The 24,706-nt window shown below is 60.5% G+C and carries 23 protein-coding genes and 2 pseudogenes; 15 read left to right on the plus strand and 10 right to left on the minus strand.

Annotated elements, in window-relative coordinates:
* Positions 1-31: 31 nt before the first annotated feature.
* Both LR961_RS09935 and LR961_RS09940 read left to right on the plus strand, forming a co-directional pair.
* Positions 32-679 (plus strand): response regulator transcription factor, encoded by a 648-nt coding sequence (locus tag LR961_RS09935; RefSeq protein WP_232148700.1) that lies wholly within the window; start codon positions 32-34, stop codon positions 677-679.
* Between the two features lie 607 nt (positions 680-1,286).
* Positions 1,287-2,058 (plus strand): annotated as a pseudogene (locus LR961_RS09940) (IS3 family transposase); the annotation flags it as partial.
* Between the two features lie 138 nt (positions 2,059-2,196).
* Here LR961_RS09940 and LR961_RS09945 read toward each other — a convergent pair.
* Positions 2,197-2,352, minus strand: coding sequence for a hypothetical protein (locus tag LR961_RS09945; RefSeq protein ID WP_232148701.1), 156 nt, complete (start codon positions 2,350-2,352; stop codon positions 2,197-2,199).
* Positions 2,353-3,118: 766 nt separating this feature from the next.
* Here LR961_RS09945 and LR961_RS09950 point away from each other — a divergent pair.
* Positions 3,119-3,466: an RcnB family protein gene (locus tag LR961_RS09950; protein WP_332311026.1), complete on the plus strand. Its 348-nt coding sequence runs from the start codon at positions 3,119-3,121 to the stop codon at positions 3,464-3,466.
* Between the two features lie 508 nt (positions 3,467-3,974).
* Here LR961_RS09950 and LR961_RS09955 read toward each other — a convergent pair.
* Positions 3,975-4,367, minus strand: coding sequence for a RidA family protein (locus LR961_RS09955; protein ID WP_232148703.1), 393 nt, complete (start codon positions 4,365-4,367; stop codon positions 3,975-3,977).
* Between the two features lie 180 nt (positions 4,368-4,547).
* Here LR961_RS09955 and LR961_RS09960 point away from each other — a divergent pair, with 180 nt between their 5' ends.
* On the plus strand, positions 4,548-5,471 hold the full coding sequence (locus tag LR961_RS09960; RefSeq protein ID WP_232148706.1) for a LysR family transcriptional regulator: 924 nt from the start codon (positions 4,548-4,550) through the stop codon (positions 5,469-5,471).
* Between the two features lie 303 nt (positions 5,472-5,774).
* Positions 5,775-6,158: a nuclear transport factor 2 family protein gene (locus LR961_RS09965; RefSeq protein ID WP_232148707.1), complete on the plus strand. Its 384-nt coding sequence runs from the start codon at positions 5,775-5,777 to the stop codon at positions 6,156-6,158.
* A gap of 317 nt (positions 6,159-6,475) precedes the next feature.
* Here the strand turns inward: LR961_RS09965 and LR961_RS09970 are convergent, their stop codons facing one another.
* Positions 6,476-7,378, minus strand: a complete 903-nt coding sequence (locus LR961_RS09970) for a LysR substrate-binding domain-containing protein (protein WP_232148708.1) — start codon at positions 7,376-7,378, stop codon at positions 6,476-6,478.
* 99 nt (positions 7,379-7,477) lie between these two features.
* Here LR961_RS09970 and LR961_RS09975 point away from each other — a divergent pair, with 99 nt between their 5' ends.
* The 4 genes from LR961_RS09975 to LR961_RS09990 all read left to right on the plus strand — a co-directional run bounded on the left by LR961_RS09975 (position 7,478) and on the right by LR961_RS09990 (position 10,599).
* Positions 7,478-8,500 (plus strand): glutathione S-transferase C-terminal domain-containing protein, encoded by a 1,023-nt coding sequence (locus LR961_RS09975; RefSeq protein ID WP_232148709.1) that lies wholly within the window; start codon positions 7,478-7,480, stop codon positions 8,498-8,500.
* Positions 8,497-9,123 (plus strand): LysE family translocator, encoded by a 627-nt coding sequence (locus tag LR961_RS09980; protein ID WP_232148710.1) that lies wholly within the window; start codon positions 8,497-8,499, stop codon positions 9,121-9,123. The genes LR961_RS09975 and LR961_RS09980 overlap by 4 nt, the downstream gene beginning before the upstream one ends.
* Before the next feature lie 51 nt (positions 9,124-9,174).
* Positions 9,175-9,786, plus strand: a complete 612-nt coding sequence (locus LR961_RS09985; RefSeq protein WP_232148711.1) for an NAD(P)H-dependent oxidoreductase — start codon at positions 9,175-9,177, stop codon at positions 9,784-9,786.
* A 111-nt stretch (positions 9,787-9,897) separates the two neighbouring features.
* Entirely contained in the window at positions 9,898-10,599 is a 702-nt protein-coding gene (locus tag LR961_RS09990) for a hypothetical protein (protein ID WP_232148712.1), read from the plus strand.
* A 322-nt stretch (positions 10,600-10,921) separates the two neighbouring features.
* Here the strand turns inward: LR961_RS09990 and LR961_RS09995 are convergent, their stop codons facing one another.
* A complete protein-coding gene (locus LR961_RS09995; protein WP_232148713.1) occupies positions 10,922-11,809 on the minus strand; it encodes a LysR family transcriptional regulator in 888 nt (295 codons plus the stop codon).
* Positions 11,810-11,944: 135 nt separating this feature from the next.
* Between LR961_RS09995 and LR961_RS10000 the strand changes: the two genes are divergently transcribed.
* Both LR961_RS10000 and LR961_RS10005 read left to right on the plus strand, forming a co-directional pair.
* Positions 11,945-13,000 (plus strand): alpha/beta hydrolase, encoded by a 1,056-nt coding sequence (locus tag LR961_RS10000; protein ID WP_232148714.1) that lies wholly within the window; start codon positions 11,945-11,947, stop codon positions 12,998-13,000.
* A pseudogene (locus LR961_RS10005) lies at positions 12,997-13,182 on the plus strand (MFS transporter); the annotation flags it as partial. The gene LR961_RS10000 and the pseudogene LR961_RS10005, both read left to right, overlap by 4 nt.
* Positions 13,183-13,486: 304 nt before the next feature.
* On the opposite strand, the gene LR961_RS10010 reads toward LR961_RS10005, so the two are convergent.
* Positions 13,487-14,326: a LysR family transcriptional regulator gene (locus LR961_RS10010; protein ID WP_232148715.1), complete on the minus strand. Its 840-nt coding sequence runs from the start codon at positions 14,324-14,326 to the stop codon at positions 13,487-13,489.
* A 118-nt stretch (positions 14,327-14,444) separates the two neighbouring features.
* Here LR961_RS10010 and LR961_RS10015 point away from each other — a divergent pair, with 118 nt between their 5' ends.
* Both LR961_RS10015 and LR961_RS10020 read left to right on the plus strand, forming a co-directional pair.
* Positions 14,445-14,930, plus strand: a complete 486-nt coding sequence (locus LR961_RS10015) for a lipocalin-like domain-containing protein (RefSeq protein ID WP_232149303.1) — start codon at positions 14,445-14,447, stop codon at positions 14,928-14,930.
* Between the two features lie 231 nt (positions 14,931-15,161).
* Positions 15,162-15,590: an SRPBCC family protein gene (locus LR961_RS10020; RefSeq protein ID WP_232148717.1), complete on the plus strand. Its 429-nt coding sequence runs from the start codon at positions 15,162-15,164 to the stop codon at positions 15,588-15,590.
* Between the two features lie 174 nt (positions 15,591-15,764).
* Here LR961_RS10020 and LR961_RS10025 read toward each other — a convergent pair whose 3' ends face one another.
* From LR961_RS10025 to LR961_RS10035, 3 genes are all read right to left on the minus strand, one after another.
* Positions 15,765-17,210, minus strand: a complete 1,446-nt coding sequence (locus tag LR961_RS10025; protein WP_232148719.1) for a hypothetical protein — start codon at positions 17,208-17,210, stop codon at positions 15,765-15,767.
* Complete coding sequence (locus LR961_RS10030; protein WP_232148721.1) at positions 17,188-19,743, minus strand: hypothetical protein; 2,556 nt, start codon at positions 19,741-19,743, stop codon at positions 17,188-17,190. The genes LR961_RS10025 and LR961_RS10030 overlap by 23 nt, the downstream gene beginning before the upstream one ends.
* 239 nt (positions 19,744-19,982) lie before the next feature.
* Positions 19,983-21,062 (minus strand): site-specific integrase, encoded by a 1,080-nt coding sequence (locus LR961_RS10035; RefSeq protein ID WP_232148722.1) that lies wholly within the window; start codon positions 21,060-21,062, stop codon positions 19,983-19,985.
* A 104-nt stretch (positions 21,063-21,166) separates the two neighbouring features.
* Between LR961_RS10035 and LR961_RS10040 the strand changes: the two genes are divergently transcribed.
* Positions 21,167-22,060, plus strand: coding sequence for a DNA-binding protein (locus tag LR961_RS10040; protein WP_232148723.1), 894 nt, complete (start codon positions 21,167-21,169; stop codon positions 22,058-22,060).
* 205 nt (positions 22,061-22,265) lie between these two features.
* Here LR961_RS10040 and LR961_RS10045 read toward each other — a convergent pair whose 3' ends face one another.
* Positions 22,266-23,171, minus strand: coding sequence for a DUF2268 domain-containing putative Zn-dependent protease (locus LR961_RS10045; protein WP_232148724.1), 906 nt, complete (start codon positions 23,169-23,171; stop codon positions 22,266-22,268).
* 248 nt (positions 23,172-23,419) lie between these two features.
* Complete coding sequence (locus tag LR961_RS10050; protein ID WP_232148725.1) at positions 23,420-23,788, minus strand: hypothetical protein; 369 nt, start codon at positions 23,786-23,788, stop codon at positions 23,420-23,422.
* 215 nt (positions 23,789-24,003) lie between these two features.
* Between LR961_RS10050 and LR961_RS10055 the strand changes: the two genes are divergently transcribed.
* Complete coding sequence (locus LR961_RS10055; RefSeq protein WP_232148726.1) at positions 24,004-24,705, plus strand: hypothetical protein; 702 nt, start codon at positions 24,004-24,006, stop codon at positions 24,703-24,705.
* Position 24,706: the final 1 nt, after the last annotated feature.

Consider the following 24,706-nt stretch of genomic DNA (forward strand, 5'->3'; position numbering starts at 1 on the left):
GGAGAGGCTTTACGCCAAGTGGGGGAGGATGATGGGGATCTCACAGTCGGTCAGTGCACCATTCCGCAAAGTCGTGGTTGTCGACGACCACAAGGTTGTTGCGCAAGGCATCGAACTTCTGTTGATGGACTCGTTTGAGGTGGTAACTCTCACCACGTCAGGCGAGGAACTGATGGAACTGGTGCGGCGTGACCCACCAGACATAGTGGTATCTGATATCAGCATGCCGGGCATGAGCGGTATCGATACGATGCGGCTCATGCGCAAGGAGGGCATTGATCTTCCTGTAGTATTCTTGACGATGCATGATGAGCCGTCCATTGCCGCAGAAGCTATCCGTGCTGGAGCATGCGGCTACGTGCTAAAAACATCTGCCGGGGATGAGCTTGTGGATGCGCTCAACAGCGTGATGAGTGGCTGCACGTATATCACTCCGACGCTTGCGGCAAGAGCCATCAAGAGTAGTGAGCGTTGTAGCCGATATGTTCTTACTAGCAGACAGTTGCGGATCTTGGAATACTCGCAGCAAGGCATGCGTTCCAAACAGATTGCCCATGAATTGGGTCTGTCCGTGAGAACGATAGATTCGCACAAGTATGCAGTCATGCAGATGATGGGTGTTCACAGCACCTTAGAATTGATTTGCAAGGCAGTACAGGAAGGATTGATTCGGCGCTGATTTCTGACGATGCTTGGGGTTTTCTCTTGCCCCGAATCTGGACGTTGTTCAATCGCCATTTTCTTCCGATTTTCATTGCCGTGCTATGGCGCGTGGGAATTTCGCGTAGAAAGGAAGACCCGTTAAATAGCGCTTGCGGCAAAGGCTACGGGGGCAAGGAGCTGAGGCCTGGCGGTTAAAAGGGCGCGTTCTAACAATTCACTCAAGCCGAAGCTGATCAGCGTATTCAAATGCCTGCCGGCCTTCCCATTGCATCGAAAAGGTGGCAGCCCTCCGCGCCATTAGACTGATTCGGTCGAGAACCCCCGGAGCCCCCGCTTCGGCAGGCTTACCGAAGCCGCCTGCATGCACCCCTAGTCTGCAAAAAGGGCCCCGCGGTCAAGGATACGCATTGTGGCGTAGCCGGTCTCCACAATTTCCGCTTCGGTCCAGCGCTTCAACAATCGATGGACCTTCAGTCGCGACACGCCGATGAGATTGACCAGAGTGCTCTGCAGGAGCCTTGTCTCGGTGTCGTACGCTTCAATGACTAAGGTGGGGTTCGCCCCGTTTTCACGGACACTTACGAGAAGGCCGACCGGGGCCTTGAGGAGTGTTCATGTCGAAGCGAAGGAAATTCAGTGCTGAGTGTCAGCTCGACAACGAGCGCTTGCTCAGTCGCATCCGCGAACTGCACGAAGATAGTCGCTGCGTGCTGGGCGCAGGCAAGATGCGTGAAGACCTGGTTAAGGTGAGACCGCCAGCCTTAATCGCGTGGCTCGATTAATGGCGGCCGATGGCTTGCAGGTCTGGCCTCGGCCCAAACGTCGCGGCCAGCGCAGCCGGCCTGCGCTGGCACCCCTTGGCGTGCGTAACTGGCTGCAACGGGACTTCACTGCGCTGGAACCAGAAACCAAGTGGGTCACCGATATCACCGAGATCAAAACGCAGCAGGGCAAGCTGTATCTGTGCATCGTCCTGGACCTGTTTGACCAGCGTGTTGTGGGCTGGTCAATGCATCACAGACAAGACCGGCAAATGGTGACTCGAGCCGCGCAGATGGCTGTCTGGCAGCGCCAGGGCCGCGATCTGGTAATCCTACATTCCGATCGTGGCAGTCATTCCGAAGTGGCGACTATCAGAGCTGCCTGAAAGCCAATACATTGGTATCTTCGATGAGTGCGGCGGGACATTGCGGGGACAACGCTGCATGCGAAGGATTCTTCGGAATGCTCAAACGCGAGCGGATATACCGGATGAGCTACCCAACACTCGATGCGGCAAGGGCTGATGTGTTTGAATACATTGAGCGGTTCCGCAACCGTCGGATGCGGCGGCGGATCGCCAAGCGCGATTCGAAGTTCTCAACTCTTTCAGAACCGTCCGCGATTTCGGGGTAGAACCCCTTGCGATCCTCTGTGACTATGTGAGCATTGATAGAGCGCTTTCAACGCTTTCGTCTTTGCTCACAAGCATCCAGTTTCTTCGGGAGCAGCTGCGCTCTGGCGCAGCTCTCCACGGCCTACCAGGAGAAGTTGCTACTTCTGCTGGGGCTTGCCCCCTTCCTGGGGCTTGCCTTCCTTGGTCTCCGCATCCTTGCGGTCAAGGTCATTATGTTGCGGCGCAACCGGCGCTCGCTTTGAATCATTGTCTTGCGGGCCCTGGGTGCTGGTTGTCTCGTTGACGCTGGTCATCTTTTGCTCCATTGCGATGAGGTCATCGCCAACGAATGATGCGCCGTCTCGTGTTAGCACAGGGTGCTATTGAAGGGACTTAGATGAATAGCTGGTTGAGCTAGGAGCTCCGTTGAGTCGGGTCCAGCATAGCGTGGCGATCAGCGTAGTGATTCCAGCGCTGTGCGTGGATGCTGGAGTGGGAAGATGCATGTAAAGGTCTTCAATCCAAGTGTTGTGCGTGCCGTGCGGATCTCGCAGGTAGATGTCGCAAGCGAGTTTTATCACTGGAGCGCAGTCATCCCGGAACGAGCTTCCGATCATTGATCCACGATTGAATCGTTCTTGCCAATACGAGAGTTCGCTGATGACATCGACGAAATCCCTATCCCTTAGGCTGGCCATGTTCTGAATCCTGATGCTGCTAGCTCGCACAGTAGCTGCATTGTGAGTTGTACCTCGCGCGAAGGATTATTGAGGAGCAACTGATTGATAGTTGCGCCATGAGCTGCAGCATGATGTGCCTGTAGCCAACTGAAGCTGCGGTCGTTGGATAGATAGACCCTGAATGAGTCTCTGGAGAGATTCGGTGTTCTCGTGCCGGAATGGCGAAGGCCGCGTAAAGCGCCCATGGTTAGTTAGCACCATAGGCTCTTATGGAGATTGAGATGTGACGACGAGGGGGAATGCGCCAGTGCGATTGATGGGGGATGGCGGCGTTCACACAAGCCGATCTATAGTCCGCGCCGTGAAGCCGCATGGGGCGGCTTAGTTGGGAGAACGCCTTATGAAAGCCGGAATTATGCTTGGCGTAACACTGGCGGCCGCCATGTCGCTGGCCACTGCGCCAGCTTTAGCCGACCCGCCTCACCACGCGCGAGGCAATGGCCCGCCGCCGCATGCGGGCGGGCCTCACAAGCGGGATGCACCCCCGCCGGGTTGGCAGAAGAAAGCGTGGCACCGTGGCGACCGTTTGCCTTGGGCTGAGGTTGATCGGCGCTACTGGGTGGATGACTACGCGCATTACGACCTGCGCGATCCGGGGCGCGGCCATCGTTGGGTTCGACAGTCTGATGCCGAGTATCTCCTCGTCGAGATTGCCACTGGTCTGATCATCGACGCCCTGCATCGCTGAGCGGCCTCCTGAGACGACTTGATGCCCACCTTCGAGGCCGTTGCCGCTCGGTGGGAGCCGGATGAAGCCGCTTGAGCTGCACCCTATCGCCGCGTAACCCGTTGATACGCAAAGGCATGGTGTGGCCCATTTTACCCGCACCTACAACACCATATTTCCCAGCGATTCCAATGGGTTGGCTAGGTCAGTGCCAATGCCTGTCAGATAGCCTGCCACTTGTCTATCGCTACTATTGCGACCAAAACAAGCTCGAACCGGCTTCAGCATGCGCCCCAAACCCCAAGCTTGGAGTGCATACCCGGCTTTCAAGGGCGGGCAGGGTCGCGCGGCACAGAGGGTCCCGAGCCGTGTCCGAGTGGCGCGGGACTCTTCCAACGCAGTTTGGCAAAGCGGGCACGCTCTAATTCTGGCCGTAAACGGAAATTGAGCGGGTAGGGGGATTAGGGATGTTTATCGGGGGTAGGGAAGGGCGGCTGCCGACCCGAAGCGGACATGCCCCCTCGCTGGGTTAGTCAGGAATACGCGCGATCACCTTGATCTCGAAATCGAACCCCGCGAGCCAGTTGACGCCAATTGCCGTCCAGTTCGGATAGGGCGCGGTCGAGAAGATTTCGCTTTTGATCTTCATGATCGTGTCGAACTGATGCTCGGGATCGGTATGGAAGGACGTCAAGTCGACGATGTCGTCCAGCCCGCATCCGCCGGCTTTCAGGGTGGCCTTGAGATTGGCGAACGCCAGGCGGACCTGCGCTTCAAAGTCCGGTTCGGGCGAGCCGTCGCTGCGGCTGCCGACTTGGCCGGATACGAACAGCAGGTCTCCTGAGCGAATCGCGGCGGAATAGGCGTGCGCGGCATAGAGGTCATGCCGATCGGCGGGGAAAACGGCGTTGCGGGGGGCCATATGGATGCTCCTGTCGTGGGTGGGGTCATGCTGTCCCGCGCACGGCGGCAGGCAGCTTGCGATGCCGTGGCTCGGGACACGCCGATCACTCTAGGGAGCGATCCGAGGGGGGATAAACACACCTGCTGCGGTATCACTGTTTGTAAAATCCAAACAATCCCGCCCATCTCTGGAGCCCACATGGACCGTATCGATGCGATGCAGGCATTTGCCCGCGTGGTGGAAACCGGCAGCTTCACCAAGGCCGCCGAGACGCTGCAGTCCAGTAAAACCCGCGTCACCCAGCTGGTCCAGCAACTGGAAACGCACCTGCGGGTGAAGCTGCTCCATCGCACCACCCGCAAAGTCAACGTCACCGCCGATGGCGCCGCCTACTACGAGCGCGTCGTACGCTTGCTGGCTGACCTGGACGACGCCGAAACCAGCCTGTCGGCCGCCTCCGCGTCGCCGCGTGGCCGGCTGCGCGTGGACGTACCTGCGCCGCTGGCCAGTCTGGTTCTGGTGCCCGCGCTGCCCGATTTCAATGCGCGCTATCCCGACATCCAGCTCGATCTCGGCGCCAGTGATCGCAAGGTGGACCTGATCGACGAGAACGTGGACTGCGTGGTGCGAGGTGGCGAACTCACCGATTTATCTTTGCGCGCACGCCACGTCGCCGACCTTCCGCTGGGTGTCTACGCCGCGCCCGCCTATTTGGCGCGCACCGGGATGCCGGCGCATCCACTGGCACTGGAAGATGCTGCGCACCGTATCGTCGGCTACCGCAATTCGCGGACCGGCAGCCCCCTGATGTCGCCTCTGCGCCGCGGTGATGAGGAACTGCTCGTGCAGGGCCGACATGTGCTGTCGGTGGATGACGGCAATGCCTATCTGGCGGCAGGCATCGCTGGTCTCGGCGCGCTGTGGTTACCGCAGTACATGGCACACCAACCACTGGCGCGCGGTGAGTTGATACCGTTGTTTGAGGACTGGCAGCTCGATCCCATGCCGATGTACGTAGCCTTCCCGCCCAGCCGGCATGTAAGCGCAAAGCTACGCGTGTTCATTGACTGGATCGTGGAATTGATGGCACAGCACGCGCCGGCCATCCAGCCACCGCGATGATCCGCCTCCTGTCGCGAAACATCGGCGCAGATGGGGTTCGTGGGTCAATCGCAACATGTCCGCTTCTGGCCGTAGGGCGTCATGCGACCAAAATCGGACATCTCCGCGTCTATCGGCGCGAGTTTGGAGCGAGCGCAGGGCGTGCTACTAGTTCGTGACATGCGCTGGCTTGTTGGCAGAACTCGCTGGCCCTAAGATCAAGCTGTACCGAGGGAAATGCGCGTCATACGGTGCTTCTGGGATAGCCATTTACGCGGCCCTCTGAGTTCGTCTATTAGGCAGTTTTGCCTGCATGGAGAGATCATGAATCACTCAAACATGAAGTACCTCATTGACCGCTACTTGGCTTCCTACAACGCATTCGATGTTGATGGAATGCTTTCGCTTCTCTCCAAAGATGTTCGCTTCGAAAACTACTCGGGCGATCAACTCACTACGGCAACAACCGGAATTGCTGAGTTCAGGCAACTCGCTGAGCAGTCGAAGTTGTTGTTCTCTGAGCGTGAGCAACGCATAACAGGCTTGGAGTTCGGCCACGACTCTGCCATTGCAACCATTGCGTACCGTGGAACGCTAGCCGCAGACGTTCCTAACGGCCTACTCGCCGGTACTGTTCTTGACCTTCAAGGAAAATCAGAGTTCTCATTCGGCAACGGGCAGATCACCAGAATTGTTGACCGTAGCTGAGTGCACACCTAGTAGACCATTCAGGCCGAGCCGATGCAGTCTGGCGAAGGCCCAGCTGCTGTGAGCCGCCACCTTTGGCTTCTGGCCCTGTGCGCCCCAGAACGGACATCGTCGATCGCCAACACTGCGATTGCTCGACCATCGGTACCTCCAACCGGATAACCCGCGTGGGATTAGCGTTGCGGGTCTTCGACTGCAGGAGCCCATGCGTTGTCTTCAGCGAGGTCGCTACCGGCTGGACAGTTCCGATTCCAATAGCAGAAGTGATCTTTCTTTCGGAACAGAATATTGGCATCAGCAACCGAGATGCTCGGCGTTCAAATCACCGTGTCACTGTACGCGGCCTGTTCCTTCAGCCAGGTGATGACCGTCGATGCTCCACTGCGCACATTGCGGTGCAGTGGAAGCACGATCCAGTACGCTGCTGCGAGTTCTACGACGGCATCTTCAATCGGTCTTACGAGTGCGCCCGAGGCGATGTCATCGAGTGCAAGCCGATGACGCGCCAGCGCGACGCCCTGACCCTGCACCGCGGCCCGAAGCACGAGGTCCGAGGATGAGAAGCGGGGACCGGCCGAAACATCCAGCGACGCAGGGCCATGCAATTGCCGCCATATCTCCCACGATGCATGCGGATCACGGTCGTGCACTAGCCGCGTGCCGAGAAGATCGGAAAGTTGCGTGGGCTGGCCGGACGCCTCGAACAGCGCAGGGCTCATGACCGGATAGAGGATTTCGTCCATGAGCGGCTCGCATTGCACGTCGGGCCAAGGCCCGCGGCCCATGCGGATCGCCAGGTCAATGTCGCTGGTCTGCAGGTTGTCGATCTTCTGATCTACGACCACGGACACTTCGAGGTGCGGATGCGACTGTTCGAGCCGCGGCAGGCGCGGAAGCAACCACCGCGCCGCGAACGATGGAGCGGTCGATATGGTCACCGAGCGCCCGGACCGCGACTCCCGCACTGCGGTGACCGCGCGCTCGATATCGCGGAAGCTCGCCATCGTAGCTCGGCCCAACGTCTCGCCTTGGGGTGTGAATGTGATACCGCGCCGGCCAGCGGCCTCGCTGATCAGACGCACGCCGAGCCAGGCTTCCAGTTCCGCGAGGTGGCGGCTCACCGACGAGTGGACGATTTCGAGCTCGCGCGCGGCCGAGCGAATCCCGCCATGGGCGTAGACCGTGGCGAACGCACGAAGTGCATTGATGGGCATCTTCATAATGGACTCGATAATAGACCATTAGTCGCGCTGCCGAGACCAGCCGGGCGACCCACAATTGCGCATCAGGTTCATGCCAATGCAGGGAGCAATATGGGAATGTTGATCGATGGCCAATGGGTGGACGCCGACTCGACAATTGTCGATGGTCGCTTCGTAAGACCGGACAGTGTGTTCAGCGAAGATATTGGCGACGTTGCAGAACGGCTGCGCGCACAACCAGGCCGTTATTGGCTCATCGTCTCGTCAAGTTGCCCGTGGTCGCATCGTACCCTGCTGATGCGTGCGCTCAAGCGGCTCGAGAGCGCTGTGCCGGTGCAGATCGCTGGCGGCGAGCGGACGCAGGGCTACGCGGTCGCCGGTGGTGCGCCATGGATCGTCCCGGGCTTGGCTTCGCGGATCCGGCACCTACATGAGCTTTATCGCCTGTCGGCGCCGGGCTACACCGGCCGGGCAACAGTGCCGGTGCTCTGGGATAGCCACGCCTGCAGAATCGTCAGCAACGAATCAGCCCGCATCGTCCGCGCGCTCGACGCGGCTGATACTGGGGGCGCGTCCGCCTTCACGCTCACTCCGCCATCGTTCCGCGACCGGATCGATTCCCTCAACGCCGATCTCCAGGTCGGCCTGTTCAACGCCGTCTATCGCGCCGGGTTCGCACAACGACAGGATGCCTACGAAGAGGCCGTCGAGAGCGTGTTCGCCACGCTCGACCGATTGGAACGGCGCCTTGCGAACGCACGCTATCTGTTCGGCGCGATCATCACAGAGACGGACTGGCGACTGTTCCCGACACTGGTCCGGTTCGACGCCGGCTATCACGGCCATTTCAAATGCGCACGCCGCCGACTGATTGACTATCCGCACCTTTGGGCATACGCGAGAGACCTGTACTCGTGGTGCGGTGTCGCGGCCACGGTCGATATGGACGTGATCCGCGAGGGGTATTACCAGCACGACCGAAACCTCAACCCGTTCGGCATCGTCGCCGCCGCACCCGACGCAGACTGGTCGGCTGCACACGGTCGCGAGCGCTTCGGGCCAGCGCGGATGGCGCTTGCCTCTGGACAGGAGGTTCAGATCGATCCTTTGACGTTTCAACGTGGAGAGCCAGACCGATGAGCGCTCTCATGATCGGTGCAGGTCTAATCGCAGTCGCCACCATCACTCCTGGTCCCAACAATTTACTGGTCATGCGCATCGCCGCACGATCCGGGTTCATGAGTGCGCTGCCAGCGATGGCCGGTGTCGTCACCGGTGGGTTGGCCATGTGGGCGCTGGTGATGGCTGGAGCGAGCGCCGCTTTCCAAGCCCTGCCGCACCTATACAACGTAATCACCATCGGCGGCGGTGCGTACCTGTGCTGGATGGGTGTCCGCCTGATCGTGGAAACGTTCGCCGCTTCAGGCAGGTCGCAGCCTGCAGAGACCAGTGTCCGGCCCAACATCGCCGTTGCCTTGTTCGGCTTCCAGTTTCTCAATCCCAAGGGCTGGGTGCTAGTGCTGACTGTAACCGCTGCCGTAGGAAACGGCGCCGACCCCCTCCAGACCTCTCTTATGCTGGCGGTGCTGTTCACGGTGATCCCCGTGCTTTGCCTGACGCTCTGGTGCGCGATGGGCATCCTGATGATGCGCTACTTAGACACACTCACGGCGCGCAACTGGATTGATCGGTTAATGGGCGCACTCCTCTTCGCATCGGCACTGTTGCTCGTGCTCGTTCCGGTCGACATGTCGCATCGTTAATCGCAATCCGGGCCAGGTGATACTCCCGGTTTTCCTCAAGGAGATTCAGCAATGCATGATGCGTACGCGCCCATTGATCGCACCCCGCCGGTGCTGCCCGATAAACGGATCTTGGCTATCGCAGGCAGCCTTCGCCGGTCCTCATGGAATCTACTACTGCTCGAAGCCGCTACCGCCTGTACACCCCCCGGGATGACCGTGAGCGTCTATCGTGACCTGGGCGCAGTCCCGCTGTTCAACGAGGATCTGGAGCAGGAAGCCGGTGGCGCACCTGATGCGGTCAAGCGCCTTCGACGCGAAGTCAGCGCCGCCGACGGTGTGTTGTTCGCAACTCCTGAATACAACCAGTCGTTGCCAGGAGTTCTAAAAAACGCGATCGATTGGGTGTCCCGGGGCGCGCCCGAAGACGTGCTGGCTGGAAAGCCGGTTGCCATCATGGGGGCGACATCTGGGCGCTGGGGCACCCGCCTCGCGCAGCATGCACTGCGCCAGACGCTACATGCGACCGAGTGCATGATCATGCCGGCGCCGGCTCTCTATGTCAGCAGTGCGGCCCAGCTCTTCGACAGTTCAGGCCGGTTGAGCGATGTGGCCACGGGCAATGCACTACAAGCGGTGCTGGCGTCTTTGGGGCAGTGGATCGATCTCGTGCGATCGCCGTAGCCAGGATCACCATCTTCTTGTGCGAGATCGTGTCGTCTGCATGACCCCGAAAGGCGCCACGCCCGATGCTCGGCCGCAGTCCAATCCCTTCACTATTGAATGAGGTTTCGCATGTCCAGACTTGCCGCCATGTATAGGGCTTTACAAGCTATTGCGCTGTTGTGCATCCCGCCGATGCTTCACGCTGAAGCGTTGAAAGAGGTGAAGCGGCCTTCCCTCGAAACGATACAGAGCATCATCCTCGACGATGACCCGCAGATACGCGTCGATATGATCGACCATGAACGTATAACCGCAAAGCGAATAGATATCGTAGGTGACGATGGCACCATCCGGATGACGCTTTCAGCCAACACACCACCACCAATCATCGACGGCACCCAATACAAGCGCGCCTTCGGAGTCGCCGGGATGATCTTGTATGACGCTGAAGGAAGTGAGCGCGGTGGCTTCGGTGTTGCAGATACGCCGGGCGGGACCACAGCTGTACTAGCTTTGGACCACCCGGCGATGGATGCAGCGGGTTGGCGCGTTTCGCCAGATGGCTCGGTGATGTTCGTCATCAATCAAGCTCCCGCGCTGATCCGCGAGCCGGGTATTGGCAATCGACTCGTACCAGGCGTGGAGGCTCCCACGCGCGTCAAGCTAAGTGTCGGCTCCGATGGCACGCCGGCAATCGCTCTTGCAGATGGCGACAACCAGCCCAGAGTACGGATCACCGTGACAGAGGAGGGACATGGCGCCATCGAATTCCTGGACGCTGCTGGGGAAGTTATCCATGTATTGGCGCCGGAACGTGATGTGAAGCGATAAATGCTTGTCGGATCGCTTGGGGTGTATCGGTGCTGAGTTTCCACGCGGTGTGACGAACAGCATGTTGATCAGCACAGCAAGCAACCCACCGATCAGCAGCGTGAACATGCCAATGCTTTTTGGAGGCGGAAGGTGCTCTTTTGACTTTAATATGCTTGGATGCAGTCAAGTTGCTGTTGGCTTGGGGATTGAGCTCAAAGCCAAAGACCCACCAATATCCGCAGCTTGGAAGTATCAGATGTTGGCCGAGGCAGCTTGGGCGATTTGGGATTAGGGAGATTTACCAAGGGTAGTGAGGGGCGCCATTCGACTCAAAGCGGACTCAGGCACGCAGCGCATCGACCACCAACCGGAAGGCAGGTGATGGCTGCCTCCGACTGGGGTAGTACAGGTGGTATCCAGGGAATGGCGGGCACCACCGCGCAAGCACCCTTACGAGTTCGCCTGATTCGAGATGCGGCGCGAACTCGTCTTCGGGCAGGTAGGCGATGCCCAAGCCCTCCAGCGCAGCCGCGACGATATGGTGGCTGGCGTTGAAGGTGACCTGTCCTTCCACCCGCACGTTATGTTGCCGACCAGCTCGCTCGAATTCCCACGCGTAGAGTCCGCCATGGGTCGGGAACCGGATGTTGATGCAGCGATGCGCGACCAGGTCCCGTGGCGTCTTCGGCGGAGGATGCTTTTCCCAGTATGCGGGCGATGCGACCGCCGCCATGCGTAACCTGGGCCCGATCGGCATGGCGATCATGTCCTTGTCGATCTCCTCGCCCATCCGCACGCCGGCATCGAAACGATCCGCCACGATGTTCCGTAAGCCATAGGAGACATCGAACTCGATATGGATGTCGGGGTACTGAAGCATCAGCGGCGCGAGCTTCGGCAACAACGTGGTGCGCAGCACGTGGTCGCCGCAGGTGATGCGTACCGTCCCGGCGGGTTTCTCGCGCAGTTCGGTAATGGCATCGAGCTCGGCCTCGATTTCGTCAAAGCGATGCCCAATCGCCCGCATCAGGCGCTCGCCGGCCGGCGTTGGCGCCACGCTGCGCGTGGTGCGGGTCAGCAGGCGGATCTGCATCCGCGCCTCCAGGCCGCTGACCGCCTGGCTGACGCCCGATTGGGTGACCCCCAATTGGGCGGCAGCACGCGTGAAGCTGCCCTCGCGTGCGACGGTGACGAAGGCAAGCAAATCGTTGAGGTTGCTCCTAGCCATGGAAGCCAGTGTGCCACACACATAAATTAGCAGAGCTAATAGATGCATTCAGTAATCAGTACCTAGTCGCTGAAGCGACGCGGCGCCAGACTGGCCAGGAAATGGTGGTCTCCCGACCACGGCAAGGAGATTCAAATGAAGGCATTCGCACTGTCCGCCGCACTGATATTGGCCTTGTCGCCCCTTGCCGCCAGCGCCCAAGACGTCCCAACCTCAGGAGGAAACACCATGACGCTGACGCAGGACTGGGACAAGGTGTTCCCGAGAAGCGACAAGGTCGACCACCGGAAGGTGACGTTCAAGAACCGCTACGGGATCACCCTGGCGGCCGACCTGTACCAGCCGAAGAACGCCAGCGGCAAGCTGGCAGCGATCGCGGTGGGTGGCCCGTTCGGAGCGGTGAAGGAACAATCGTCAGGTCTGTATGCGCAAACGATGGCCGAGCGCGGTTTCGTCACCCTGGCGTTCGATCCGTCATATACCGGCGAAAGCGGCGGCGAGCCGCGCAATGTCGCATCTCCCGACATCAATACCGAAGATTTCAGCGCCGCCGTCGATTTCCTCGGGCTGCAAGCCAACGTCGACCGCGAACGCATCGGCATCCTCGGCATCTGTGGCTGGGGCGGCATGGCACTCAATGCGGCCGCCGTCGACAAGCGCGTCAAGGCCATCGCGACCAGCACCATGTACGACATGACGCGCGTCATGTCTAAGGGCTATAACGACGGCGTGACCCTCGAGCAGCGCACGCAAATCCTGGAGCAACTGAGCCGGCAACGTTGGCAGGATGCAGAGAAGGGCGCTCCCGCGCATGGCCCGGCCATGAACGAATTGAAGGGAGGCGAAGCGCAATTTCTGGTGGACTACCACGACTACTACAAGACGCCGCGCGGCTTCCATCCGCGGTCCGTCAACTCGAACGGCTCGTGGAGGCTCACCAATCCGCTGTCGTTCATGAACATGCCGCTGCTGACCTACATCAAGGAGATCGCGCCGCGCCCCATCCTGTTCATCCATGGCGAAAAGGCGCATTCGCGCTACTTCAGCGAAACCGCCTACGCGGCCGCGGTGCAGCCGAAGGAGCTGATGATCATCCCGGGCGCGAACCACACGGATCTGTACGACCGCGTGGACGTGATTCCGTTTGACAAGCTGACGGCCTTCTTCCGGCAGAACCTGGCCGCGCAATGACCACCTTGATGGACGTTCCGGCAGTCACCGGCCAATACGAGGCCACGGCGCGCCCCGCCCACTGGGGCGGTGTGCTCGCCATGACGCTGTGCGTGTTCGCGCTGATCGCGTCGGAGTTCATGCCCGTGAGCCTGCTGACGCCGATGGCCGCCGACCTGCATGTCAGCGAAGGGCTGGCAGGCTACCCACAGCGTCACTAGGTCGCAGGCGCGGATCTTGGAATCGATCGCCAGGTTGAACAGGGCAAGGTCACGGACCTTGTTGCCGAGTTGAAGCCCGATTCGGATGGCCCAGATGTCTTTCAGCTTGAGCGGGGCCTTCTGACCGATCAGCTTTCCCTTGTTTCAAGGTTTGTGGGCCTGTGATGTCCGAAAAATTACCATGACCAACTCCAGTTGAAGGGTTGGTCAGGTTTCTCCTTCGCCAAGAAGCAAGGCGTGATGCGATCCATTGCGGACATCCCGTGTGTGTGAAAGGCAGGACGATTCAATGGAAGGCTAGAGAAAACACGCGTAATGCTTCGCGCGTCCGTCGGTCGGTCAGGTTGCTATAGAGCATCACCTCCTGCGAACGAATGCGGGGCAGCGAAAGCACTCCCGTCATGTCGACTACACCCGAAGGCGCCGCGCGACACGCCAGTACCGCAACCGCGAGACCCGCAACTGCGGCGGCACCGAGGATCGCAGCACCTTTTCCGACAAAAACTTCGCGCCATTCAATGCCGGCCCGGTCAAGCGCACGCACTGCCTCGGTTCGAATGCTGCATGCCTCGCCTTGGGTCGCCAGCAGCAGCGGTTGGCCAGCTGGCTGCTTCCAGTCATGCGCGCCGAACCATGAAAAGGTTTCCGTAAATGCCAACTTTCCGCGCTTTTCATTACCCTCTGGGCGCAGCACCAACGCAGCGTCGAGATGTCCTTGTTCTAGGCTTTGCAAGAGCTCCTTGGTACCGGCAATACGCATCTCCACCAAGAGACCAGGATCATGATCCCGCATCTGCCGCAATAGGGTTGGTAACTCGCCGCCGACCAGTAGTTGGTTGATACCGATCGCCAATCGGCGCTGTTCAGTGGTGAAGGCAGCGGCTGCGCGGTCGTGTGACGATACCAACTCGCGAGCTGCACCCTGAAAGGCCAAGCCCTCAGCGGATAAGCGCACATGGCGTGGCGTGCGTTCCAGCAGCCGACGCCCGAGTTGATCTTCCAGGCGCCGCAATTTGAGACTTACTGCGGACTGCGTGGTCCCCAGCACATTGGCTGCCTGGGTGAAGCTTTTTAAGTCTGCCGCGAGCAGGAATGCCCTGACAGCATCCACATCAATGGCCTTCATCTTGGAAGATTCGATTTCGAAATGACAGATATATTTGTAGATGCATTTTTCGAATCATTCAAGCGCCTTAGGATGGGCAGGCAAGACGCCAACCATAAGGAATACCATTGTGAGCAAAATGACCTGCGCGCTTGTCGCAGTGCTGGCAGGGTTCGCTGCGCGAGATGTGCAAGCAGCTACGCGTGTATTTCCACTTCAAGGCGTCTGGACTTTGGTTGCCGCCGATAAAGTTTTACAGACGGGAGAGACAACGCGGGACTATGGCGAAAGACCCAAGGGCAGACTCATCGTCGATGCCACGGGGCGGTACTCGTTGCAGATCTTCAAATCCGAGCGCGTGCGTTTCGCCAGTGAAAACAAATCCGATGGCAGCGCCGACGAAATGAGGTCTGCAGTCATGGGCAGCAGTACCCACTACGGCACTATGACAATCGACGACCGGGCCGGGATATTGGTGTTTTCGATCGAAGGCTCGTCATTTCCCAATTGGGAAGGGACGATTCAGAGACGTCAGTACACCCTGGATGGCAGTGAGCTGCGTTACAAAGTTCCGCCCCGACAGGATGGGAGCATTCCAATTTCTGTCTGGCACAGGGTCGAGTAATCCGAATCGCTCAGTAGCTCACCGGCCAAAACGGTCTGCTTCGCGTCGCATGCATCCCTACAGTCGGTTGAGGTTGTTCGGAGCCTACTGACCCCAAGGCGAATCACAGCGCCTAAGTTTCATTAACCGCCCATCAGGTCACCGAGTGGCGGTAACTAGGAATTGTGCCGGACGAGAGTTCGGCTGTGCACTTGAACCCAGAGTGGGAAACATCAGAGGAGTGACTGAATAATGGCTACGATCTACAGTGAGCAAACGCTGGACGTACCGGCGGAAGTGGCTTGGGATGCGCTGCGTCGGGTGGGCCAGGCACATGAGCTGTTTGCGCCTGTGCTGGTTGATGGGCAACTGGACGGAGATGTTCGGCAATTGCAGTTCAGCAATGGGATGACGGTCCGCGAGCGGATCATCTGCATTGATGAGCGCCGTCGTCGCGTTGCATACACGGTGTTGGATGAGATGTTCGAGCATCACTCCGCGTCGATGCAGATTGTTGCAGAGGGCTCAACAACGTGTCGCCTTGTGTGGATCAGTGACTTCCTGCCGGATGCGATGGAGGAGGCAATTTCGCCGTTGGTCTCGGAAGGGACCAGAGCGTTTGTGGCCAATATTACCCGCGCGAACGCGCAAGGGTTTTCACACAACCTCTGTTGCGAGTAGATCTCGGTGGGTTGGGAACAGCAGCTTTTGGCCGGAAGTGGACATCGACGGGGCAGGGGATTAGGTGGATTTATCGGGGGTAGGGAAGATCTGCCCGCCAAGAGCAGATTGCCCCACGGGGCGTTTAGGTATCTGCGATCCTTGGCGCATGAGGGCAAATCCTACGCGTCGTCCTTAGCGCGACAACGCGCTCGGCCGAGCCAGATTGCCCTGGATAACCAGCACGCAGATCGACACTTCGCCACTGGCTACGGTGCGGATGTCCAGTAGCATCTCGGGCGGCACCGGCGCCGTCTTCTTGCTGCTGCTGTCGAGCACGCACAATATCGCCGTGCGCTTGGACTTGGCGACGGCATAGCTGCCAGTTTGGGCGAAGAACGGTTCGCACTGGTCGATAGAGCTGATCAGCTTGTCGACGGCCTTGAGTTCGATCGGTAATCCGCGCAATGACAAATCGGTGATGCCGCCGGCGGCATGGGCGTGTTCGTCCAGCTCCGCGCCTATCGGTGGGTGGCGACGTAACTCTGCGCGCACGTGGCGTTGAAACATAGCTTCGTCCCATCGCCCGCTAAACTCGGCGTCCTGAACCGCGCGGCCAGCCAAATTGCAGAGCGTGGCGAGCACGAGTAGTGCATCGGTAGTTTCCGCTTGCGGTACGCCTGGGCGGCGACGCAGCGCCTCCCGAAGTGCGAACAGCGTTTTGTCCAGCCCTGGGTAACCGCAGATCTGTAGCTTCGTGACGTCGGCACCGTCAACGATCAGCGTGCGGTGCCCCACGACGGCCACCGGTTGATCCCCCCGTTCGGGGATGAACTCGGCCGTGTATTTGAACTCGAAGGGGCGCGCCTGCATGCCTTGGGGTAGGAGCAAGGCGGCGCGACCACTTTGCCGCATCGTGTACGGCGCCTCGCCGGCAGGCTTTTCGAACTGAAAGCTGGGGAAGTCATAGGTCGACTTCGGCTCGACGGAGATGGGCGTAAGCCGTAGCTCTCGCTTGTCTTGCGGCCAGCGCGACACACGCACTTCGATCTCGAGATCGTGAACTTCCCGCGCCGCCAGCTGGTGTACTTCCGCGGCAGGCTGGCCGTCGAACTGGAACTTCAAGAACGCCACGGTCAGGTCGACCTGCGGTTCCTCTTTCGGCGCAGCCAAGTCCGCATTGATGGCCCAGTCCGGTCGTACCGGCTGCGCGAAGATGCCGATGGGTAGCGGCACGGCGGTCAGCGCCCGGGCGATGTCGGCGACCTGATTAATCGATTCCAGACTTGCCAGGCCTTCTGCGGCCGCACACAGATCCGCCGCGGCATCGCTGTGGCCGTAGTCGTCCAACCACAGGCGGTGACGCTCGTGGGCGCTGCGCAGATACCGATCGGCATCCGGCTCGGCGTCGAGGACGGCTCGGCGCCAATGCGCCAGCATATCGACGATGCGCACGATGCCGCCGAAGGCGTTGTATGCCGTTGCGGCCGCCGCGCTAGACAAGGCCACCGACACCGAGTCCAGGGCCACAGCCAGCGCCTTCAGATCATGGGGCGGCCACTTACCCTGGGCGATCGCCGCCAAGGCCTCCACGGCCTGTAGGCGCGGCTGCAAGGATTCAGAAGAGAGGGAATTTTTCATCGTTCTCGAACAGTTGTGCCAACTCGGCGTGGGTCTGCAGCCAGGCTTGACCCAGAGCCAAGGCCTCTTCCAGTTGGCGCTCGCTGATCAAGTATTCGAAGCGGATTCGGCGCTCGAGCTGCTGCGCCCGCAGTCGGCGCACGCGTTCGCGCACGGTGTTGGGGAAGGCGGCCACATGTAACGCGGCGACCTTCGTAGCGCCCAGCCAGGCACGATCGCGCGAGAGCAGCTCCACGAATGTACAGCACAGCTGGAGGTCGGTCGGGTCGGTCGCTACCGCCTCCAGAATCGCCGGGACGTGGGGCGCGCACGCGCCTAGGGGAAGATCCGTCGCCAGTTCCAGCGCATGCTCGAGTTCGTAGTCTTCCCGACATTGGGCGACCCAACCCAACACCAACGCCGCCCATCCGTCGAGGTGCTGAAGCTGCCTGAGGGAGTAACGGTGTCCGCTACGCAAGAGCACCGACGGCTCCAGCTCCGCGATCAGGGCCAGCAGGACCTGGCCCTGCTCCTGGGGTACAGTGCCTTCGCCTCGGTACGTCGCCACCTTCGCCTCAATGCACTTGAGCAGGAACTCGGAATCATTGCCATGTCGATAGGCGACGATGAGGTTATCCAGGGCGGCGCCCACCAAGCGATGGAAGTGGGCCGGAAGCCGAAGTCGCCCCAGCGCTTGCACCGCCGCCTTGTGCACGACAACGTAAGGATCGAAGAGCATCAGAACTAGGCTGTCGGCGACCAGGTCTGGCAGATCGGCGAATCGCTGGCTGCCGATGTCCTTGAGTGCGTCGGCGGCCGCGGCGCGGCCGCCGACCGAGGCACCGACCATCGCGCCGTACAAGTAAGGCAGCATGGCCTTAAGCCCTGCGCTGGTCGCGAGCAGCGGAGCGATCTCGCGCACGATCGCCGCCTCGAACGAATCGCCTAGGAGGCCGCGCTGGCTGAGAAACGCCTCAAAGCGGGCCAGTCCCTCGGCATCGGCGAGCGCGCCGTGGACGGCCAACCCGAGCAGTGCAGCACGCAGATACCACAGATTCGAGCGGCGGTTGGCTTTCTCCATTCCCGCCAGCGGATGGGGCGGCGTGAGGACGCTGGGCTCTGGCTCTGGCGCCTGCAGCTTGGAATCGAGTAATGCGGCAGTGCCCAGCAGCAAATCCATCGCAGCCTTTGCGGCCTGTGCGAGCGTGGCACTCGGATGTCGAAACGCACTCAGGACCTGCTGGGTAACGTCGCTGTTTTCCGAGGTCGCCGACAGCACAGCCAGCCGTCGAATCGCCACGACGAGCGCATGGGTGTGGGCTGGCCCCACAACGAGCGGTGTGTCACGAGTGCGATGCGCAAAATGCAGCACGTGCTCGTAGACTCCCGCCACGCGGCCTTCGCCTTCGTCCGAGGCACTCTCGAACTGGCGCATTAGTTCCTCATCGGTCAAGTCGGGCGCGGCCAAGAAAGCACTGGCCAAAGCCACCTGGAGGTCATGGGCGATATTGCGCAGCTCGGAATCGCGCTCGATCTCGACCAGGACGTCCAGCCGGGACAGGTGCCCAGCCAACGGACGCAGAAAGGGCCGGATCCAACGCTCGCTTCGAGCGATCAGCAGACCCATGGCCCGGGTGGTCACGCCCACCCGGAGTTGATCGCGGCGCGTGAGCAAGGCGAGCAGGCCGCGCTCGACGGCCTCGGGAAAGCGCTCCGCCAATTGGTTCAACGGTCTCGGATCGCCGTCGTCGCGGTGCGGGTGGCCGAACTCCGAGCGGGGTGGCGTCGCGACGTACGCCAGACCGATGACCGCCCCGGGGACGTCGGCTGCATCGATGTGGTCCAGTCGCTGCATCACCGTCGCAGCGGCGAGGTCGAGTACATACCCCTCTCGCAGGCACTTCATCGCGCAGCGGATCAGTCGAGGTTGGTCGGGTGTGTCGGCCAGAAGGGTCAGTCCGGGCGCGTCGAGCCAGTGGTCGTCGCCTTCCAGTACCGAGAACAGATACTCGGTAAGCGCTGGCACGAGGATTTCCGGCGCCAGTCGGGCGCTCTCGATAACACGGGTCGCCGCTTGTTCGTCGCGATCAGTATCGAGACGGTCTAGATCGTCCATGAAGGTCTTGGCCAGGACCGGCAAGATCGTCCCCAGCTCCGCGCGGACGGTCGCGCGAGCCTGCAGGGCCGCCTCCTTGGCGCGTTGTGCTTCCTGCGCACGCGCCTGTGCGTCTTCGCGATCGGCGTCGCGTTGCGCCACCAGCATAGCGAGGTTGGGCAGCGCGACCGGCACGCGATGCGAGCAACCCACGCAATGGGCGTCATGGAAGCGCACTGCGGATTCTTCCAGCAACCAGGTCGCCATTCCCGAAGCCGTGGCGAAATCGCACACCATGGAGTGGTGTCCGATGGGTAGGCCGGTTTCCATCTCGATCAGGCCCGTGCCGCCGAACTTCTCCACACGGGCATGACGGCACCAGTTGTGGATCAGGTGTTTGGCATCCTGGTTGCGTTCGCCGTCCCTGATCGTGCGCTCGATATCCCGATCCCGACTCACCCAATCGCTCCTGTCACGATTGCCTGTCTCCCCGGCAGAGTATACCGGCCGAATGTAGGCCCTCTAAGGGCCGGGTGACTTTCTGTGGCGGAGTAGCGAATGCGATAGTGGCGCCTGCCGCCACCTGGACGAGAATCTGTGCCTTATCGTGGATGCGTGCTTGTTTCGTTCACGGGGTTTACTTGTCATATTGCAGATCTAACGACTCCCCGGGTCTGGCACACATCGGCTAACAAAAACTACTTCAGCAATCGTGCCGCAGGGTTGTCCTCGGCCGCACCGGCTTGAAAATACCCGATCACGCTCGCTACCGACCGATGCTCCGTCATCGCCATCACCGCCGGCAATGGCACGCCCTGCCTGCCGGCCTCGGTGACAAACCCCGAGCGCAAACTGTGCGCCCCGAAGTCCCCCTCCAGCCCGGCCAAACGCGCGCGCCGCTTCACGATTGAGGCCACCGAGCCCGGGAGCAGGGCAGGCCCCACCCGGTCCTTCCAGATACGCCGAAAGATAGCCCCGTCATTGATCCCAGCGGCTTCGAGCCAGGCTGCCAGAGCCTCAGCGCTGCGACCGAGAATTGGCTTGTCCGGCGTTGAGTCCACTGTGACCCCGGCCTGCTGGGTTTTCGAATACTCAAGCCGATAGATGTAGCCGTCTTCGCCGACCTTGCGCAGGTCGCGCATGTCCGCAGCGGCGATTTCGCTACGGCGGCGTCCACCACTGGCAAAGCCAAAGCAGAGTAGGGCACGGTCACGCAGTCCTTCCAAAGTGCAATCACAAGTCGCCAGCATGGCCTCGAGCTCGGGACGCGTAATGGCGGTCTTCTTGGTCGGCCGCTCACCGCGTTTGACTGAGGCTCGGCGCGCGCGGCTCAGCAGCGTCCTAACACTGGGCAGCTCGCACGGATTAGTCAGTCGCTTGAGTTTGTGGGCCGTGGACAGCACGGCCACACGCTGGACTACCGTTGAGAGCTTCAGCGACCCGATTCTGGCCTTGAGCCCAGCGGCGACCAAGGCCTGATCCAGCGCCGGCGGTAGCTCGCTGACGAGCTCTGTCTTGCTTCTACGCTGGATATGGTCGACCAGAAACTGGATCACCACAGCCTCGCTGACCGGTAGCACCAGCTCGAGTCCGTAGCGCCCTTGGTGCCAGCCGGCCCAGTACCGCAGAGCGGTGGCGTAGCTGCGGGTGGTGTTAGCGGCAGCCGCCTCGGCCAGCAGCTCCCGCACCGCGTCTGCGGCCTGCTGCGCCAATTGCTCGGGCAGTACCAAGCTGGTGGCGGTAGCAGGTACGGCCAGAGATGTGATATTTCGCTTCATAATATGTAATGTACATTATGAAAAAGTGTCCGCACTAGCGATAATCATCACTTATCACGAGTACGGAAACAACAGAGTAGGGCGCCGATCTAGGAGACATCAGCATGGCCCGCGGCATCACCGAATCCGATGTTCACACCGCCGCCGACGCACTGGTGGCCAATGGCGAGCGGCCCACGGTGGAGCGCATCCGTGCCCATCTGGGTACCGGCTCGCCTAACACTGTGACGCGCTGGCTCGAGACCTGGTGGAAAAATCTGGGCCTCCGGCTGCAGCCGAAGCGGCCAGATTTGAAGGACGCGCCAGCAGCATTGGCCGAGTTGGCCGGGCAGTGGTGGGCATTGGCATTACAGCATGCCCGCGAGTCGATTCTCGAGGAGCTCACCGATGCCAGGCAAACGCTTGCCGTCGAGTACGACGAGCTGCGGGCGCAACAGCAGACTTTTGCCGAGGAGGCTTCCGAGCTCCACGCCAAAGCAACTGCCTCGGCCCAGTCAGAGCGTCTGGCAGTGACCCAGGTGGCGGAACTTCGCCAGCTCGTGGATCAGTTGCAGTCCCAACTGGCAGCGTCACTTCAACAGCGGTCTAAAACAGAACAACGGCTTGAGCAAATGGAAGCCGCCAGACAAGCGCTTGATACCCGTCTACATGAGCTACAAGAATTGGCCAGATCTGAGCGGGAAAGTCTCATAGAACACGCCAGATCTGTTGAGGATCGTGCGCTGCGGGAGATCGACCAGATCCGCCAGGACGCGAAGGACCTGAAAGCCAAGCTGGCATCCTCTGAAAAGCTCTTCGTGGCCACAGAGGAATCGCTTACCGCGGGCTTGAAGGCTGCTCAGAAGGCAGCAGCTGAGGCATCTAAGGAAGCGGACAAGCAACGTGCAAGGTCTGACGTCCTTGAAGAACAGCTAGCCAAATTGCCCGCAGCGATCGAAGCCGCTCTTCGGAGGAAGCTGAAGCCCGCAATCTCCAGGGAAAAGAAGTCAAAGAGCTAGCGTTTACTTAGGATCGTGTCCATGAACGGTGGAAAATACCTAATTAAATCAATGGGGGGGCGCGATCCAACGCAAAAAGGACACGAACTAAAAAAACTGACAGGTGGTTACGCCGCTTGCAGATAAGGGCCGCGGTGCTTCCGACGACGCCTCTTCAATTTCGCATAATGTATATTATGTAAAGCGCACGCCGGCGGCAGATCTCTCACTCGGCTCCGACTCCCGGCTTCCAGCCACTGTCTGCCAGGAACTTCTTGGCATCGCTCATCGTGATGATTTCCTTGAGCGCCTGGCGTTTGTCCGCAGCGTTGGAATAGTAGGACTTGGCGATCCGATACCCGACCCAGTAACCGATATCCCCAGGATCGGAAGCAGTTGAGTTGTACAGCCAGTTCGACAGATCGGTGGAATTCATCTCTGCCTGAAATCCAGTCTCGATCTCCAGCTCTCGTCCCTTCACCAGATCGGCCATGTACGCGTAGGCAACATCGCCGGTGAGTAGTTCGGTCACGAATTCGGCCACACCTTCGGCAAGCGATAGATCGAGAACCGTCGGGTTCGTCTTGTCGGTCAGCTCGGGTTTTTGCTGGACATGGATGAACTCATGGACCATGACACGCACGAAACGGTCTTCGACGTTCGGGTTGATGAAGGTCGTTGCGCACAATGCCTCCAAGCCGATGTTGATGCCGTCGCTTGGACCAGCGACCGCCACGGGGCGCCCGCGCCCCACCGAAATCGTCACAGGAGGGAACTGAGCGGCTGAATACAGTTCCGAGAATCGATTCAATGCATCGCCCACCCGGACCTTGGCTGCCGGCAGCACCACAGCGCATTCGCGTGCCCGCACGTATATCTCGGGTCTGTCGAGGATGGCCTTGGCGATGCGCTCGCCAGTGATCTTGCGGATGCGCGCAAAGTGCTTCAGGCCATCAGAGCCCTGATCCAGATACTCGCGCTGGAGTTGCTCGGCAGTTGGTTTGCCGTCAGTGGCTTCGTATATCTCGTAGAAACGCTCTACGTCGCTCGTACTCACCAACGGCTCGGCGCCCGCAGGAACGGCCAGCATCCAAAGCGCTGCACCAAGCCCCAACACCTTGAGGCTGCTCAACGCCGTGCCTGATGGGCAGTGGCGAGCCAGGCCAGGGAAGACAGCTGAGGTTGCGTGCTGGGAAGACGACATGGGAAGCCTCTCGGTAGATCCATTCAGGCTCGATCGCGGTGCGAACGAGTGTTCACTGCAGGGACGTTGATGCGTACTCACGCCTGGAGTCGGCTGTTGTCTTCAATCCGAGTCCGCCATGGATCTCTTTTACCTGAAAAACCGCCATGAAAGCCCGTTGCAACGATTCCAGCCGGTTACGAAGCAACGCAAGCCAGGCGGTTGCCGGAATTGCGCTGGTGGCGATCGAACACGTCGAAGATCGTCAGCTGCCCCGCACGTCCCTTGCGCGACATCGGGTCCCAATCACGCAGGCCCGCGTAGATGGGCTTGTAGGTGAGCTGCAGCACTGCCTGCGCGGCGGTCTGGAACACGATGGTGGCTGGATGCAGCAGCACCTGCCATGCCAGCGAACCGGGGCCGAAAACACCGTCGTCCACGGTCCCGTCACTTGCGGCCGGGGTTGGCTCGCCATGGCGCCGCCAGCGGCTTTCGCTACCCAGCAATCGCTCCTTGGTCACAACCCGGTTGGGTTGCGGCACAGGCTTGCCTGGATTGACGTTCACTTCGCTTCCTCCGAGACTTTATTCCCGCTAGGGAATATGTTTCGGCGGAAGCTATTCCTGTTCTTTTCCAAGGTCAAGTGCCGCCGCAACAAGGCTGCAACCGGCGCAGGCCGGAGATCCAGCCGCCGCCGCGCCTTCGCTGTACCCGTCGCCAGTCGGTAGTGGCGGGGTACAGTTGGAGCCCCCCTTCCCTTCAACGAGACACGCCAGAATCCATGCCCAGAACCGCCAAGCCCACGACGCCCGCACAGCGCAAGCCTGGCAAACGCGCCGGGCTTGATCTGCAGTTGATTGTCGAAGCCGCGCGCCGTCTCGACGCAAACGCGCTTTCGATGCAGTCATTGGCCGACAGCCTGAGCGTGGACAGGAAGGCGCTGAACTACCACGTCAAGGACAAGCAGACGCTGCTCGGCCTGGTGGCGATGGATGCGTTCTCCGCGCGCTTCTCGGCGAGCGACGTGGCCGAAGCAGGCAGTTGGGAAGATGCCTGCAGAATCTACGGAATGGGCTTCTACGAAGGTGTGCGCGGCGTTGGCGGCCTGGCCGAGTATCTCTGGTTCGGCGGTTCGGTCGCGGCCTGGGCGCTGGCGCCGAGCGAGGTTCTGTTCGAACGTTTGAACGCTGCCGGCTTTACCGACGAGGCGGCAACACGGTTGGTGGCAACACTCATTTCAATGTCCTTGAGCCACGCGCGCGATGCCGCACAGGCCGCTGCCGAAGCGGATCGCCCGCGCACGCGCGCCCTGAAGCAGGCATTGCTCGAAGCCGATCCCAACGCCTATGCAAACCTGCGCAGGATCGCCGAACTGGGTGTCGATACGTACGGCACCAGCCAGATGGAACTGATGCTGGACATGTTGATCGCCGGCGCACGCGCGCTACTGCCGAACAAATCCCCGGCCCGGCGTCAACGCTGAG

Origin of the sequence: Stenotrophomonas sp. SY1 (genome assembly GCF_021202945.1) — a bacterium.
In the GTDB taxonomy this organism is placed as follows: Bacteria; Pseudomonadota; Gammaproteobacteria; order Xanthomonadales; family Xanthomonadaceae; genus Stenotrophomonas.

Coding starts and splice junctions, on each gene's coding strand:
- LR961_RS09950 (WP_332311026.1), top strand. CDS start 3,119: ATGAAAGCCGGAATTATGCTTGGCGTAACACTGGCGGCCGCCATGTCG.
- LR961_RS09955 (WP_232148703.1), bottom strand. CDS start 4,367: ATGGCCCCCCGCAACGCCGTTTTCCCCGCCGATCGGCATGACCTCTAT.
- LR961_RS10025 (WP_232148719.1), bottom strand. CDS start 17,210: ATGAAAAATTCCCTCTCTTCTGAATCCTTGCAGCCGCGCCTACAGGCC.
- LR961_RS10035 (WP_232148722.1), bottom strand. CDS start 21,062: ATGAAGCGAAATATCACATCTCTGGCCGTACCTGCTACCGCCACCAGC.
- LR961_RS09965 (WP_232148707.1), top strand. CDS start 5,775: ATGAATCACTCAAACATGAAGTACCTCATTGACCGCTACTTGGCTTCC.
- LR961_RS09980 (WP_232148710.1), top strand. CDS start 8,497: ATGAGCGCTCTCATGATCGGTGCAGGTCTAATCGCAGTCGCCACCATC.
- LR961_RS09975 (WP_232148709.1), top strand. CDS start 7,478: ATGTTGATCGATGGCCAATGGGTGGACGCCGACTCGACAATTGTCGAT.
- LR961_RS10015 (WP_232149303.1), top strand. CDS start 14,445: ATGACCTGCGCGCTTGTCGCAGTGCTGGCAGGGTTCGCTGCGCGAGAT.
- LR961_RS09945 (WP_232148701.1), bottom strand. CDS start 2,352: ATGACCAGCGTCAACGAGACAACCAGCACCCAGGGCCCGCAAGACAAT.
- LR961_RS09935 (WP_232148700.1), top strand. CDS start 32: ATGGGGATCTCACAGTCGGTCAGTGCACCATTCCGCAAAGTCGTGGTT.
- LR961_RS09995 (WP_232148713.1), bottom strand. CDS start 11,809: ATGGCTAGGAGCAACCTCAACGATTTGCTTGCCTTCGTCACCGTCGCA.
- LR961_RS10040 (WP_232148723.1), top strand. CDS start 21,167: ATGGCCCGCGGCATCACCGAATCCGATGTTCACACCGCCGCCGACGCA.
- LR961_RS10055 (WP_232148726.1), top strand. CDS start 24,004: ATGCCCAGAACCGCCAAGCCCACGACGCCCGCACAGCGCAAGCCTGGC.
- LR961_RS10000 (WP_232148714.1), top strand. CDS start 11,945: ATGAAGGCATTCGCACTGTCCGCCGCACTGATATTGGCCTTGTCGCCC.
- LR961_RS09990 (WP_232148712.1), top strand. CDS start 9,898: ATGTCCAGACTTGCCGCCATGTATAGGGCTTTACAAGCTATTGCGCTG.
- LR961_RS09960 (WP_232148706.1), top strand. CDS start 4,548: ATGGACCGTATCGATGCGATGCAGGCATTTGCCCGCGTGGTGGAAACC.
- LR961_RS10010 (WP_232148715.1), bottom strand. CDS start 14,326: ATGAAGGCCATTGATGTGGATGCTGTCAGGGCATTCCTGCTCGCGGCA.
- LR961_RS09985 (WP_232148711.1), top strand. CDS start 9,175: ATGCATGATGCGTACGCGCCCATTGATCGCACCCCGCCGGTGCTGCCC.
- LR961_RS09970 (WP_232148708.1), bottom strand. CDS start 7,378: ATGAAGATGCCCATCAATGCACTTCGTGCGTTCGCCACGGTCTACGCC.
- LR961_RS10020 (WP_232148717.1), top strand. CDS start 15,162: ATGGCTACGATCTACAGTGAGCAAACGCTGGACGTACCGGCGGAAGTG.